This window comes from Streptomyces sp. NPDC093085 (assembly GCF_040683935.1).
Taxonomy (GTDB): Bacteria; Actinomycetota; Actinomycetes; order Streptomycetales; family Streptomycetaceae; genus Streptomyces.
The window spans coordinates 234,827-248,888 of the sequence record NZ_JBFBFB010000012.1 but is presented as its reverse complement, the minus strand read 5'-3'; the positions used below and the strand labels follow the sequence as shown (position 1 = coordinate 248,888).

At 73.1% G+C, this 14,062-nt stretch carries 11 protein-coding genes; 5 read left to right on the top strand and 6 right to left on the bottom strand.

The window, feature by feature from the left end; all coding sequences use genetic code 11:
- The 3 genes from AB0O07_RS28070 to AB0O07_RS28060 form a co-directional block, all read right to left on the bottom strand.
- The coding region (locus AB0O07_RS28070; protein ID WP_365638239.1) for a glycoside hydrolase family 3 N-terminal domain-containing protein at positions 1-1,970 on the bottom strand (1,970 nt) is incomplete at its 3' end.
- A gap of 209 nt (positions 1,971-2,179) precedes the next feature.
- Entirely contained in the window at positions 2,180-3,088 is a 909-nt protein-coding gene (locus tag AB0O07_RS28065) for a LysR substrate-binding domain-containing protein (RefSeq protein ID WP_365638237.1), read from the bottom strand.
- 57 nt (positions 3,089-3,145) lie between these two features.
- Positions 3,146-4,105: a helix-turn-helix domain-containing protein gene (locus tag AB0O07_RS28060; protein ID WP_365638235.1), complete on the bottom strand. Its 960-nt coding sequence runs from the start codon at positions 4,103-4,105 to the stop codon at positions 3,146-3,148.
- Positions 4,106-4,553: 448 nt separating this feature from the next.
- Between AB0O07_RS28060 and AB0O07_RS28055 the strand changes: the two genes are divergently transcribed.
- Positions 4,554-5,072, top strand: coding sequence for a hypothetical protein (locus tag AB0O07_RS28055; protein ID WP_365638232.1), 519 nt, complete (start codon positions 4,554-4,556; stop codon positions 5,070-5,072).
- A 10-nt stretch (positions 5,073-5,082) separates the two neighbouring features.
- On the opposite strand, the gene AB0O07_RS28050 is transcribed toward AB0O07_RS28055, so the two are convergent.
- The 3 genes from AB0O07_RS28050 to AB0O07_RS28040 all read right to left on the bottom strand — a co-directional run bounded on the left by AB0O07_RS28050 (position 5,083) and on the right by AB0O07_RS28040 (position 8,193).
- Entirely contained in the window at positions 5,083-5,874 is a 792-nt protein-coding gene (locus tag AB0O07_RS28050; protein WP_365638231.1) for a sugar phosphate isomerase/epimerase family protein, read from the bottom strand.
- A complete protein-coding gene (locus AB0O07_RS28045) occupies positions 5,874-6,863 on the bottom strand; it encodes a helix-turn-helix domain-containing GNAT family N-acetyltransferase (RefSeq protein ID WP_365638228.1) in 990 nt (329 codons plus the stop codon). Before AB0O07_RS28045 ends, AB0O07_RS28050 begins: the two co-directional genes overlap by 1 nt.
- Before the next feature lie 256 nt (positions 6,864-7,119).
- Positions 7,120-8,193 carry a LacI family DNA-binding transcriptional regulator gene (locus AB0O07_RS28040; RefSeq protein WP_365638226.1) on the bottom strand — a complete coding sequence of 358 codons (1,074 nt, stop codon included), beginning with the start codon at positions 8,191-8,193 and terminating at the stop codon, positions 7,120-7,122.
- 172 nt (positions 8,194-8,365) lie between these two features.
- Between AB0O07_RS28040 and AB0O07_RS28035 the strand changes: the two genes are divergently transcribed.
- The 4 genes from AB0O07_RS28035 (at position 8,366) to AB0O07_RS28020 (ending at position 13,883) form a co-directional block, all read left to right on the top strand.
- Entirely contained in the window at positions 8,366-9,517 is a 1,152-nt protein-coding gene (locus AB0O07_RS28035) for a Gfo/Idh/MocA family oxidoreductase (protein WP_365638224.1), read from the top strand.
- A complete protein-coding gene (locus tag AB0O07_RS28030; protein ID WP_365638221.1) occupies positions 9,514-10,689 on the top strand; it encodes a dihydrodipicolinate synthase family protein in 1,176 nt (391 codons plus the stop codon). The genes AB0O07_RS28035 and AB0O07_RS28030 overlap by 4 nt, the downstream gene beginning before the upstream one ends.
- A gap of 53 nt (positions 10,690-10,742) precedes the next feature.
- The gene (locus tag AB0O07_RS28025) at positions 10,743-11,534 is read left to right on the top strand and encodes a sugar phosphate isomerase/epimerase family protein (protein WP_365638282.1); all 792 of its coding nucleotides are present in this window, start codon (positions 10,743-10,745) and stop codon (positions 11,532-11,534) included.
- A gap of 138 nt (positions 11,535-11,672) precedes the next feature.
- Positions 11,673-13,883 (top strand): ATP-dependent RecD-like DNA helicase, encoded by a 2,211-nt coding sequence (locus tag AB0O07_RS28020; protein WP_365638219.1) that lies wholly within the window; start codon positions 11,673-11,675, stop codon positions 13,881-13,883.
- The last annotated feature ends 179 nt before the right edge of the window (positions 13,884-14,062 follow it).

Genomic DNA, 14,062 nt, shown 5'->3' with positions numbered 1-14,062 from the left:
CGCACACCCGGGTCTTCGGGTACGGCGCGGGGGGAACCCGGTTCTTCGCCGTCCGCCGTGCGCGGGGCAGGGGCGGTGGTCAGCACGACCTGGCCTAGTCCGTGCCCGATCGGGTACAGCACCCGCGCCGGGTCGTCCGCCCGCTGCACCGGTACGGGCAGCAGCCCCCGGGGTCTGACCCGGCCCGCGATCACGCGGGCGGCGGCCCGCAGCTCGACATCGGTCCAGGAGTACGTGGCCAGCGCGGCGCCCACCCCGGAGAGATGGGCGATGTCGTACGGGTTGCGCGTCGCGACGGCCACCACCGGCACCCCGGTCGCGGCGAGCGCGCTCACCAGGGTGCGCTGGGCGCTGCCCGCGGAGACGTTGTACGTGGCCACGACGACCGCGTCGGCGCCCCGCGCGGCGGCCACCGCCTCCGCGATCCGGGCGGCGTTCGGCGCCGTACCGGTGGAGAGCGCGGTGGCGCGGAACCCCAGCTCGGTCAGGGCGGTGGCGAGAACCGTCACGGGCGGCCCGGTGGTCCCGCTGGGCGAGGCCGGGTCGGCGCCGACGACCAGCAGGTTCCGCTCCCGGCGGCGGCTGAGCGGGAGCAGCCCCCGCTCGTTGGCGAGAAGCGTGGTGGTGGTGTCGGCGATCCGGTCGGCGGCGGCGAGATGGGCGCGGGTGCCGACCGTACGGTCCACGGCGCGCGTGTCCGGGAACGGGTCGCGCAGCAGCCCCAGCCGCTCCTTCAGCCCGAGGATCCGCAGAACCGATTCCTCGATCCGGCCGACGGTCAGTTCACCCTCCCGGACGGCCGTCAGGACCGCGTTCCAGGCGAGCCTGAGGTCGGGCGGGTTGAGGAGCTGGTCCACGCCCGCCTTGAGTGCGAGGACCGGGACGCGGTCGTCGCCGTACTTCTGCCGGACCCCCGCCATGCCGAGCGCGTCCGTGACCACCACGCCCTGGTAGCCGAGTTGTTCGCGGAGCACACCGGTGACGATGGGGCGCGAGAGAGTGGCCGGGTCCTCGCTCGGGTCGAGGGCGGGCACGACGATGTGCGCGGTCATGATCGAGGTGACCCCGGCGGAGATCGCGGCGCGGAACGGCGGGGCGTCCAGCTCCGACCACTGCTCGCGGGTGTGGTGGATCGTGGGGAGCGCGTAGTGGCTGTCGTCGGTCGTGTCGCCGTGGCCGGGGAAGTGCTTGGCGGCGGTGGCGATCCCGGCGCTCTGATACCCCGCCACCTGGGCGGCGACCATCGCGGCCACGGCGCGCGGGTCGGCGCCGAAGGAGCGTACGCCGATCACCGGGTTGGCCGGGTTGACATTGACGTCGGCGTCGGGCGCGTAGTTCTGGTTGATGCCCATCGCGGCCAGCTCGGCCCCGGCGATCCGGGCGGCCTCGCGGGCCCCGGGGAGCGAACGGGAGGCGCCGAGCGCCATCGCGCCCGGCAGCAGCGTGGCGGGCCTGCCGACCCGGGCGACGGCGCCGTGTTCCTGGTCGGTGGCGATCAGCAGCGGCAGGGGGGTGCGCCCGGCGAGCCCCGCCCGCTGGATGCCCCGGGAGAGCGCGGCGATCTGGTGCGGGTCACGGGTGTTGTGCGCCCAGGCGAAGTAGATGACCCCGCCGAGGTGGTACGTGGAGATCAGCTCGGCGGCGGTACGGACCCCCAGTTCGGCGAGGTTGGCGTCGATGTCGGCCTGGTCGGGGGCGGTGGCGGAGTGCCCGTACACCCGTGACACGAAGAGCTGACCGACCTTCTCCTCCAGGCTCATCCGGGCGACGAGGCGGCGCAGCCGCGCGCGGACGGGTCCGGGGAGGGGGCCGGAGCCGGGGGCGGGGACCGGGCCGCCACCGGCGGTGACCGGTGCGGCGGTGGCCGGTCCCGCGAGAGCCGGCCCGGCGGTGGCGCCGGTGGCGACGGTGGCGGCGACGACGGTGGTCGCGGTGAGGAGGGCGCGTCGGGAAATGGTCCGGTCGTGCACGGGTGCCCCTTCCGGCCGAGGAACGCGGAGAGATGACGCGGGGGATGAAGAGAACTTCCAGCCACTCACGGTTATCCGGAAAGTTACTGCCGGTCAAGACAGCGCGCGCCGCGCCGTTCAGCCCACCGTTCAGCGCGCCGGGGACGGGCCCTGTCGGATAGGCCCCGCCGGGCGGCCCCGCCGGGTCGGCCCCGCCGGGTCGGGCCCCGTCAGCTCGCCGCGACGGCCGGCCAGTGCCGCCGCAGCGCCTCCACTGTGACCGTGACGGCCGGGCGGCGCGCCGCACCGGTGCGCCACAGGGCGTGGACGCGGCGCAGCGGCACCGGATCCAGGGGCACCTCCCGCACCTGCTCGGGGAGCGGCCCGCGCCCCAGCCGGGGCATCAGGGCGACCCCGAGCCCGGCCGCCACGAGGGCGATCTGTGTGTGGTTCTCCTCCGCCTGGTGCGCGAGATCCGGCTCGCACCCGGCCGTGCGCAACGTACGGACCAGCCAGTCGTGGCAGACCGTCCCGGGCGGCTGGCAGATCCACCGCTCGCCCGACAGCTCCTCCCTGCGGACGGAGGCGCGCGCCGCCAGCGGGTGCGTGGCGGGGACGAGGAGATCGCACGGGTCCTCCCCGAGGAACGCCTGCTCCACCCCCTCGGGCGCGGGCAGCGGCGCGATGTCCCAGTCGTGGGCGACGGCGAGGTCGAGGGCGCCGCGTGCGACCAGGTCGACGGAGAGATGCGGATCGACCTCCCGCAGCCGGATGTCGAGGGACGGATGGTCCCGGGCCAGCTCCGCCAGTACGGGTGGGAGCAGCCCGCGCGCCGAGGTGGCGAACGCCCCCACGGCAAGCTGCCCCGTCGGGCGCCCCCGGCGCTCCTCCAGCGTGGTCTCGGCCCGTTCGACGAGGGCGAGCACCTCCTCGGCGGTGGCGGCGAGATGCCGGGCCTCGTCCGTCAGCGCGACCCCGCGCCCCCGCCGCTCCAGCAGGGTCGTCCTGGTCTCCCGCTCCAACTTGGTGATCTGCTGCGACACGGCCGAGGGGGTGAACCCGAGCGCGGCGGCGGCCGCCGCGACGGAACCGTGCACGGAGACGGCGTGCAGTGCCCGCATCCGGGCCAGATCGAGCATGAACCCTCCCATCCATAAGCAACTCTCAATTCAACCACGCACAAATGTTCATGGTAGCTACGCGGTCGGCTGGGGTGACCGCCGGAACGCCTGCCGGTAGGCCCGGGGGCTCGTCCCCACCAGACGCTTGAAGCGGTCCCGGAAGGCGGTCGGGGAGCCGAAGCCGACCCGCTCCGCGATCCGGTCGACGGGCTGCCCGGTCGTCTCCAGGAGGTGCTGCGCCTCCCGGATCCGGGCCCGGTGCAGCCACTGGAGCGGGGTGGTCCCGGTCTGCTCCCGGAAACGCCGGTTGAGGGTACGGGTGCTCATCCCGGCGCGGTCCGCGATGTCGTCCAGCGTCAGATCTCGCTCCGCGTTCTCCTCCAGCCACCGCAGCAGCGGCTCCAGTACCGACCCCTGGGGCGCGGGCGGCCGGGGGTGGACGATGAACTGCGCCTGGCCCCCCTCCCGTTCGAGCGGCATCACGGAGAGCCGCGCCGCGTCGGCGGCCACCGCCGAGCCATGATCCCGCCGGATCAGATGGAGGCAGAGGTCGAGCCCGGCGGCGGCCCCGGCCGAGGTCAGGACCTGCCCGTTGTCGACGTACAGCACCGTGGCGTCCACCTCGACCGCCGGATATCTCCTGGCCAGCAGCGGCGCCGCGACCCAGTGCGTGGTGGCCCGCAGCCCGTCCAGCAGCCCGGCGGCGGCGAGCGTGAAGGCCCCGGCGCAGAGGGAGACGATACGGGTCCCCCCGGCCGCCGCCCGCCGCAGCGCGTCCAGCACCTCCTCCGGAACGGCCGGATCCGGCTCCGCGACCCCGGGGACCACGATCGTGTCCGCCTCGGCCAGCGCCTCCAGCCCCCACGGCGCCCGCAGCGTGAAGACCCCCGCGTCCACCTCCTCGCTCGCGGCGCAGATCCGCACCTCGTAGGGGGCGCTGCCGTCGGGCAGCCGGGTCCGTGAGAAGACCTCGACGGGGGTGGCGAGGTCGAAGGCGATGACCCCGTCGAGCGCGAGTACGGCCAAGGTGTGCATGGCACGAAGGTAGAGGCCCACCGAACGACACCCGGCGCCGGGCATCACCCGCCACCCCCGCCTCCCCTGGCGGGACCGACTGCCCCGCTGGGCGAGGCTGCCCCGGCGGGTGTGACTGGCCTGGCCGGTCCGATTGCCCCGGCGAGTGGGACTGGCCAGGCGGGTGCGGCTGCCCCGGCGAGTGGGACTGCCCCGGCGGGTGCGGCTGTCCCGGCGGGACCGACTGCCCCGGAGGGCGAGGCCGTCCGCGCGAGTGCGAACGCGCCGCCCGACCGCTCTCCCCGTCGGCCCGGGGGACCCGTGGGCCGGGTCCCCCGGAGCCCTCGCGGGCGTGGCGAGAATCTGTTGGGACCTGGCAGTCGTACCCCTGTTCGCCCTTCCGGCCCCTCACTAGCGTCGACGGCATCCGCCCCCGCACCCACCGACCAGAACTGACGGGCCTTCACCTGTGACCAAGCTCCTCCTCTCCCTGCATGTCATCGCCGCGATCGTCGCCATCGGTCCGGTGACCGTGGCGGCCAGCGTGTTTCCCCCGGCCGTCCGCCGCGCGAGCGCCGCCTCCGAGGACCCGGACGCCTGGGCCCATGTCGCCGTTCTGCACCGGATCTGCCGCGTCTACGCGGTGGTCGGGGTCGCGGTCCCCGTCTTCGGTATCGCCACCGCGAAGAACATGGGGGTCCTGGGAGACACCTGGCTGATCGTCTCCCTCGCCCTGACCCTCGTGGCGGCGGTGGTCCTGGGCGCCCTGGTGCTCCCCCGCCAGAGCACCCTGCTGGAAGCTGCCACCGCCGGCCCGGCGGACGGCACCCGGGCCGGGGACGGCACCCGGGCCGGAGCCGGGTCCGGGCCCGGGGTCCCTCGGGCCGCGACGGTTCAACTGGCCATGTTCACCGGTGTCTTCAACCTGCTCTGGGCCACCGTCACCATCCTGATGATCGTCAGGCCGGGATCGACGACCGGCGCATGAACGCCACCCCTCAGCGGCGCCCGTAGAGGAGGCCCTCCAGATGGGCCCGGCCCGGGGTCAGCAGTCCGGGCAGGTCCGCCGCCTCCGGGTACCAGCGCTTCTCGTACTCCCAGCAGACCCAGGTGTCGTCGTCGAGCAGGGCCAGGCACTCGCCCAGCGGCAGCACCCCCGCCCCCAGCGCCAGCGGGGTCGTGTCCTCGGCCGAGGCGATGTCCTTCACCTGCACATAGCCGAGGTGCGGGGCGAGTATGCGGTGCGTGGTGACCGGGTCCTCGCCGCCCAGCCAGGTGTGCATCACATCCCAGAGCGCCCCCACCTTCGGGTGCCCGACCGGGCCCAGCACCCGGGCCGCAGCCTGCCCCGTGCGGTGCGAGTCGTGGGTCTCCAGCAGGATCCGGACACCGAAGTCCGTGGCCATCTCCGCCGCCGAGGCCAGCCGCCGCGCCGCGAGCGCGTCCGCCTCCTCGGCGGGCAGCTCCCCGCCCCCGGGGAAGACCCGGATGAACGGGGCGCGGAGATCCCGTGCCAGCGAGAGCAACTCCTCCAGCTCCTGGCGCAGATGGTCCTCGTCCACCGTCGGACTGGCCACCCGGGCGTACCCGGCGAGGCCCACTATCTCGATACCCGCCCGCTCGAACTCCTCGACCACCAGGGCGCGGTCGCGCCGCCCCATGCCCCGGTGCACCGGCTCCTCGGGGTGGGTTCTCAACTCGACGCCGTCGAACCGGGCTTCGGAGGCGAGCGTGACGACATCACGGATGGGCAGACCCGGGATTCCCAGGGTGGAGAAGGCGAACTTCACTACGCTGTTCCTTTCTGCGGTGCGGTCACTCCCTCCTGGAGAGGGAGCCACCAGTCCTGGCCGGTCAGGTCCACCCCGTACGAGTGGTGCGCGTTCTCCGCGACGAGGGTGAACCCCGCGCGCTGATAGAGCACACGCGCGGCGCCGAGGATGTCATTGGTCCAGAGCGTCAGGTCTTCGTACCCCGCGCCACGGGCGAAGTCCACCACCGCGCCGATCAGCAGCTTCCCCAGGCCGTACCCCCGGGCGGAGGGCTCGACCAGGAGCAGGCGGAGCCGGGCGGTGACGGGCCCGCCGCCGCTCTTCCGTATCTCCGGTCCGTCGTCCCGGACGCACATCACCGTGCCCACCGGTATCCCGTCCAGCTCCGCGATCCAGGTCCGCTCCAGAGCCGGGTCGTGGTCCTCCGCGTACTCCGCGACGATCCGGGCGACGAGCCCTTCGAACTCCGTGTCGAACCCGTACTCCGCCGCGTAGAGCGCGCCGTGGCGCTGGACGATCCAGCCCAGCTCGCCCGGCATCGGATCGCGCAGCACGGGCGTGCTCCGCCGGTCCCGGTCGGCCGTCCCCTCCGCGCCGAGTATGTCCCGCACCGTGCGCATCGCCTCCGCGAGCCGGGTCCGCTCCGCCGGCTCGACCCGGTCGAGCAGCGAGGAGACCGCGGTCCGTGACCGCTCGTCCAGCAGCGCCGCCGCCTCACGCCCCTGCGGGGTGAGGGTGATCCGCTGCCGCCGCGCGTCCTCCTCGGACGGCGCCCGGCCCACCAGGCCGTCCCGCTCGAACCTGGCCAGCAGGCGGCTCAGATATCCGGCGTCGAGCGACAGCTCCATCCGCAGATCGGCCGCATCGGTCCGGGGCGCGTGGGCCAGCTCGTACAGCACCCGCGACTCGGTGAGGGTGTACGGGGTGTACAGGTGCTTCCCGTAGTCGAGCGCGCCAATCAGATTGGTGTAAAAGCGGTTGAACGCGCGCATTTCTTGAACGGCCATGACCGACCTCCGGACCTTTCGCCAGCCCAAAATCTTTGACTGGGTCAACGGTATGCCGGGCCGCCGATGCCCGGCAAGCCCCTTTTCGCACTTGGCGTCGACTCGCCAAACCGGCGCCGGCCCTTCCGCTGCACGCCCCCCGCCCCGCCCGACTCTCCCCGTCCTCTGCCTCTCCGCCCCCGTCCTCCGCCTCTCTCCGCCCGCGCCCCCCTTCACCGCCCGGCTTACGTCCCGCCCGCCGCCCCGCGTCCGCCCCTCACACCGCGCGCGGGGGCGCCGTGGACGCCCGCGCCATCAGCTCGGCGCTGATCGTCGCGATCCCGCCCGGCGGCGGCGTCTCCGTCCCCATCGCCAGCCGGCCGGCCCGCGCCCCCGCCTCGTGCAGCGGCAGCCGTACCGTCGTCAGCGCCGGGGTCGCGTCCACCGAGAACGGCAGATCGTCGAAGCCCGCCACCGAGATGTCCTCCGGGATCCGCAGCCCGCGCTCGCGCACCGCCGCGCACGCGCCCAGCGCCACCGTGTCGTTCGCCGCGACCACCGCCGTCAGATCCGGCGCGCGCCGCAGCAGTTCGAGCGTCGCCTCGTACCCCGACCCGCGGGTGTACGGTCCGTGCACCGTCAGCGGGTCCTGCGCGTCGGCCCCGCCCCCGGCCCCCGCGGCCTCCAGGGCCGCCCGGTGCCCCTCCAGGCGGTGCCGGGTCGTCGTGCGCTCGCGCGGCCCGGCGACGTATCCGATCCTCCGGTGCCCCAGTGCCAGCAGGTGCTCGGTCAGCCGCCGCCCGCCGCCCCGGTTGTCGAAGACCAGCGAGGCGACGGCCGCGTCGCCGCCGGGGAGCGGCGGGCGCCCGCAGAGCACCACACGGGTCCCCGCGTCCGCGAGCTTCGCCAGCTTCGCGGCCATCGCCGCGATGTGCCCGGGGTCTTCGAGCGACCCGCCGGTGAGCACGACGGCGGCGGCGCGCTGGCGCTGGAGCAGGGTCAGATAGGTCAGCTCGCGCTCGGGGGAGCCGCCCGTGTTGCAGACGACGGCCAGCTTCTCGCCGCCCGCGCGCCCGGCCCCCTCCTGGCCGCCGATCTCGGTCTGCGCGGCGCCCGCCATGATCCCGAAGAACGGGTCCGCGATGTCGTTGACGAGGATGCCGACCAGGTCGGAGGTGGCGGCGGCGAGTGAGCTGGCGGGGCCGTTCAGTACGTAATCCAGGTCGTCCACCGCGCGCAGCACCCGCTCCCGGGTGGCGGCGGCGACCGGATAGTTGCCGTTCAGCACGCGCGAGACGGTGGCGGGTGACACCCGGGCGCGGGCCGCCACATCCGCCAGCGTGACTGTCATCGCTTTCCTCCGAGGGGTACGGGGTGGGTTGGGGTGGTGATCGGCCCGGGCACTTGTCCGGACCGCTGTCGCAGGCTAGCGTTTTACCGAATAGAAAGCGCTTGCTACGGCCGGTCGAACATCCGGCCCCCCGCAGGCGCCACGGCTGCCACGGCCCAATGGAGGGAACTTCGTGACACGCAGGACAGTGCGGATCGCCATGAACGGCGTCACCGGGCGGATGGGATACCGGCAGCATCTGCTGCGCTCCCTCCTCGCCATCCGGGAACAGGGCGGGCTCGACCTCGGGAACGGCGAGACGCTCTGGCCCGAGCCCGTGCTCATCGGCCGCCGTGACCACGCCCTCAGGGAGATCGCCGAACGCCACGGCCTCACGGAGTGGTCGACCGATCTGGACGCCGTCCTCGCGGACGAGACGATCGACATCTACTTCGACGCCCAGGTCACCTCCGCCCGGGTGGAGGCGCTCAAGAAGGCGATCGACGCGGGCGTCCACATCTACGCCGAGAAGCCGACCGCCACGGACCTCGAAGGCGCCATGGAGCTGACGCGGCTCGCCCGTATCGCGGGCATCAAGCACGGCGTCGTCCAGGACAAGATCTTCCTGCCGGGACTGCGCAAACTGAAGCGCCTCATCGACGGCGGCTTCTTCGGCGAGATCCTCTCCATCAGGGGAGAGTTCGGCTACTGGGTCTTCGAGGGCGACTGGCAGGACGCCCAGCGCCCCTCCTGGAACTACCGCTCCGAGGACGGCGGCGGCATCACCGTCGACATGTTCCCCCACTGGGAGTACGTCCTGCACGAGCTGTTCGGGCGCGTCGTCAGCGTCCAGGCGCATGTCACCACGCACATCCCGCAGCGCTGGGACGAGCGGGGCAAGCCGTACGCCGCCACCGCCGACGACGCCGCGTACGGCATCTTCGAACTGGAGAGCGGCGCCGTCGCCCAGATCAACTCCTCGTGGGCCGTCCGCGTCAACCGCGACGAACTCGTCGAGTTCCAGGTGGACGGCGTCGAGGGCTCCGCCGTCGCCGGACTGCGCCGCTGCCGCGTCCAGCACCGCAGCGCCACCCCCAAGCCGGTCTGGAACCCGGACCTCCCCGCCACCGAGTCCTTCCGCGACCAGTGGCAGGAAGTGCCCGACAACGAGGTCTTCGACAACGGGTTCAAGGCGCAGTGGGAGCTGTTCCTGCGCCATGTCTTCCTCGACGAGCCCTACCACTGGGACCTGCTGGCGGGCGCGCGCGGTGTGCAACTCGCCGAACTGGGGCTCCGTTCCTCGGCCGAGGGCCGCCGTATCGACGTACCGGAGCTGACGCTGTGACCGCGCTACGACTGCCCTCCCCCGACGGTGGCACGCACCTCTATGTGCCCCGTACGCAACCTGCCCCCTCCATAGCGGCCGGTACGGAGCCCCCGGGCGCCCTCCGCTCCCGTACGGTCTACTCCGCCGCCCATGTCGTCGCCGACCCGTACGCGGACGCCGGCCCCGGCGACCCCGCCGCCGTCGACTGGGACGCCACCCTCGCCTTCCGCCGCCACCTCTGGGCGCACGGGCTGGGCGTCGCCGAGGCCATGGACACCGCGCAGCGCGGCATGGGCCTGGACTGGGCGGGCGCGGCCGAGCTGATCCGCCGCTCCGCCGCCGAGGCGAGGACGGCCGGCGGCCGGATCGTCTGCGGGGTCGGCACCGACCAGCTCGCGCCGGGCCCCCGCTCGCTCGACGAGGTCCGGGCCGCGTACGAGGAGCAGTTGGCGCTGGTCGAGGAGACGGGTGCGCGGGCCGTCCTGATGGCCTCGCGGGCCCTCGCCGCCGCCGCGACCACCCCCGACGACTACCTGGACCTCTACGCGCATCTGCTGCGCCAGGCGTCGGAGCCGGTCGTCCTGCACTGGCTCGGGCCGATGTTCGACCCCGCGCTGGAGGGGTACTGGGGCAGCGCCGGCCTCGACGCGGCCACCGAAACCTTCCTCCAGGTGATCCGGGACCACCCCGACAAGGTCGACGGCATCAAGATCTCGCTGCTGGACGCCGAGCGCGAGATCGAACTGCGCCGCAGGCTGCCGGAGGGCGTGCGCTGCTACACGGGCGACGACTTCAACTACCCGGAGCTGATCGCCGGTGACGACCAGGGCTTCAGCCACGCCCTGCTCGGCATCTTCGACCCGCTGGCGCCGCTGGCGGCGGCGGCCGTGCGCGTCCTGGACACCGGGGACACCAAGGGGTTCCGGGAACTCCTCGACCCCACGGTCGAGCTCTCCCGCCACCTCTTCAGGACGCCGACCCGGTTCTACAAGACCGGTGTGGTCCTGCTCGCCTGGCTCGCCGGACATCAGGACCACTTCACGATGGTCGGCGGCCTCCAGTCGGCGCGCTCCCTGCCGCACCTGGCGCGCGCGTACGAACTCGCCGACGGGCTTGGGCTCTTCCCCGACCCCGCGCTGGCCGAGGCCCGGATGCGCTCCCTCCTCGCCGTGTACGGGGCGGACCGGTGAACCCGGCCGTGGACGAGCCGCCGGCCGACCTGACGCGTTTCAGCATCAACCAGATGACGGTCAAACAGCTCGGCCTGCCCGAGCTGACCGAGGCCTGTGTACGCCTCGGCGTGCCCGGCGTAGGACTCTGGCGCGAGCCCGTCCAGGCGTACGGGACCGAGGCCGCCGCCCGGCTCGTACGGGACGCCGGACTCGCGGTCACCACACTCTGCCGGGGTGGCTTCCTCACCGCCGTGGACCCGGCGCTGCGGGCCGCCGCGCTGGCCGACAACCGGGCCGCCGTCGACGAGGCGGCGGCGCTGGGCACCGACACCCTGGTGCTGGTCTCCGGCGGCCTCCCGGACGGCGAGAAGGACCTCCACGCGGCCCGCGAGCGCATCGCGGACGCGCTGGCGGAGCTCGCGCCGTACGGGGCGGAACGCGGCGTCCGGCTCGCCATCGAGCCGCTGCACCCGATGTTCGCCTCCGACCGCTGTGTGGTCTCCACCCTCGACCAGGCGCTCGACCTGGCCGAACGGTTCCCCGCCGACCAGGTCGGGGTGGCCGTGGACACGTACCACATCTGGTGGGACGACCGTGCCCCCACGGCGGTCGCCCGCGCGGCGGAACGGATCTTCACCTTCCAGCTCGCCGACTGGACGACGCCCCTGCCCGCCGGGGTGCTGAACGGGCGCGGCCAGCTCGGCGACGGCGCGGTCGATCTGCGCGGCTGGCGGGAACGGGTCGACGCGGCGGGGTACACGGGCCCCATCGAGGTCGAACTGTTCAACGACGACCTCTGGCGGGGCGACGGCGTCGCGCTGCTCACGGAGGTCGCGCGGCGGTACGTACGGCACGCGCTGTAGGCGGAGGGGGCGCGCGCGGGGCCCGGTCCGCCGGACCGGGCCCCGCGCGCGCCGCCCGGCAGGGGCCGTGGTCGCCACGGTTGACGCGGTTATCCACAGGCGTCGCGCGCTGTCGGCGGTCGGCGGTAGCGTCGGATCATGTCCAGTCCCGCTGTGCTCGAAGCCGTGCTCGAACGGATCACGTACGCCAACGAGGAGAACGGCTACACCATCGCCCGCGTCGACACCGGCCGCGGCGGCGATCTCCTCACCGTGGTCGGTTCGCTGCTCGGCGCGCAGCCCGGCGAGTCCCTGCGCATGGAGGGCCGCTGGTCCTCGCACCCCCAGTACGGCAAGCAGTTCCTGTGCGACAACTACACAACGGTCCTGCCCGCCACGATCCAGGGCATCCGCCGCTATCTCGGCTCCGGTCTCATCAAGGGCATCGGGCCCGTCTTCGCCGACCGGATCGTCGAGCACTTCGGCCTGGAGACACTGGACATCATCGAGGAGGAGCCCAAGCGGCTCGTCGAGGTCCCCGGCCTCGGCCCCAAGCGGACGAAGGCGATCGCGGCCGCGTGGGAGGAGCAGAAGGCCATCAAGGAGGTCATGGTCTTCCTCCAGGGTGTCGGCGTCTCGACCTCCATCGCCGTGCGCATCTACAAGAAGTACGCGGACGCGTCGATCTCGGTGGTACGGAACGAGCCGTACCGCCTGGCGGCCGACGTCTGGGGGATCGGCTTCCTCACCGCGGACCGGATCGCGCGATCCGTCGGCATACCGCACGACAGCCCGGAGCGCGTCAAGGCCGGCATCCAGTACGCGCTCTCCCAATCCACCGACCAGGGACACTGTTTCCTCCCCGAGGACCAGCTCATCTCCGACGCGGCCAAGCTCCTCACCGTCGACACCGGCCTGATCATCGAGTGCCTCGCCGAACTGGCCGCCGAGGAGGAGGGCGTCGTACGGGAGCGGGTGCCGGGGCCCGAGGGCGGCGAGGAGGAGATCAACGCCGTCTATCTGGTCCCCTTCCACCGGGCCGAACTCTCGCTCTCCGCCCAGGTGCTGCGGCTGCTGCGGACGGACGAGGACCGGATGCCCGCCTTCCGGGACGTGGCCTGGGACCGGGCGCTGAGCTGGCTGGCCGGGCGTACGGGGGCCGAACTCGCCCCGGAGCAGCGGCAGGCGGTACGGCTCGCCCTCACCGAGAAGGTCGCGGTGCTGACCGGCGGCCCCGGCTGCGGAAAGTCGTTCACGGTCCGTTCGATCGTGGAGCTGGCGCGGGCGAAGAAGGCCAAGGTGGTGCTGGCGGCGCCCACCGGCCGGGCGGCCAAGCGGCTGGCCGAGCTGACCGGGGCGGAGGCGTCCACGGTCCACCGGCTGCTGGAACTCCGTCCCGGCGGGGACGCCGCGTACGACAGGGACCGGCCGCTCGACGCCGACCTGGTGGTGGTCGACGAGGCGTCGATGCTCGATCTGCTGCTCGCCAACAAGCTGGTCAAGGCGGTGGCCCCGGGGGCGCATCTGCTGCTGGTCGGGGACGTGGACCAACTGCCGTCGGTGGGCGCTGGGGAGGTGCTGCGCGATCTGCTCGCCGGGGGCGGACCGGTGCCGAACGTCCGGCTCACCCGGATCTTCCGGCAGGCCCAGCAGTCCGGGGTGGTCACCAACGCCCACCGGATCAACTCCGGGACGCATCCCGTCACGGAGGGGCTGCCGGACTTCTTCCTCTTCGTTGAGGAGGAGACCGAGGACGCGGGGCGGGTGACGGTCGATGTGGCGGCGCGCCGGATCCCCGCCCGCTTCGGCCTCGACCCGCGCCGGGACGTCCAGGTCCTGGCGCCGATGCACCGCGGCCCGGCCGGCGCGGGCAACCTCAACGGGCTGCTCCAGCAGGCCATCACCCCCGGCCGGCCGGATCTGCCGGAGAAACGGGCGGGCGGCCGGGTCTTCCGGGTGGGGGACAAGGTGACGCAGATCCGCAACAACTATGAGAAAGGGGAGAACGGAGTATTCAACGGCACGGTCGGGGTGGTCACCTCGCTCAGCGTGGAGGAGCAGCGGCTCACCGTCCGCACGGACGAGGACGAGGAGGTGCCGTACGACTTCGACGAACTGGACGAGCTGTCGCACGCGTACGCCGTGACGATCCACCGCTCCCAGGGCAGTGAGTATCCGGCCGTAGTCATTCCGGTCACCATGGGTGCCTGGATGATGCTCCAGCGCAATCTCCTCTACACGGCGGTGACCCGGGCCAAGAAGCTGGTCGTCCTGGTCGGCTCGCGCCGGGCCATAGGGCAGGCGGTGCGCACGGTCTCCGCGGGCAGAAGATTCACGGGCCTCGGCCACCGGCTGGCGGTGCGGGGCTGAGCGCGGACTTCATACGCCGACTTTATAAACGTGGGCGGAGCGGGCAGGATAAGCGGGTTGGCGGCACTCAGTGCCGCCAATAGGCCCAATGGTCGACCCCGAGTGCACTCTCCTGAGCCAAATGGGGGATGGTAGAGACAGTCAGGGCACCTCGAAGAAGAGGCACTACGTCGGTGAGG

Excerpts from the sequence above, each read along its gene's own strand:
- AB0O07_RS28025 (WP_365638282.1), top strand. The coding sequence starts at position 10,743 with ATGACGGTCAAACAGCTCGGCCTGCCCGAGCTGACCGAGGCCTGTGTA.
- AB0O07_RS28045 (WP_365638228.1), bottom strand. The coding sequence starts at position 6,863 with ATGGCCGTTCAAGAAATGCGCGCGTTCAACCGCTTTTACACCAATCTG.
- AB0O07_RS28020 (WP_365638219.1), top strand. The coding sequence starts at position 11,673 with ATGTCCAGTCCCGCTGTGCTCGAAGCCGTGCTCGAACGGATCACGTAC.
- AB0O07_RS28040 (WP_365638226.1), bottom strand. The coding sequence starts at position 8,193 with ATGACAGTCACGCTGGCGGATGTGGCGGCCCGCGCCCGGGTGTCACCC.
- AB0O07_RS28060 (WP_365638235.1), bottom strand. The coding sequence starts at position 4,105 with ATGCACACCTTGGCCGTACTCGCGCTCGACGGGGTCATCGCCTTCGAC.
- AB0O07_RS28065 (WP_365638237.1), bottom strand. The coding sequence starts at position 3,088 with ATGCTCGATCTGGCCCGGATGCGGGCACTGCACGCCGTCTCCGTGCAC.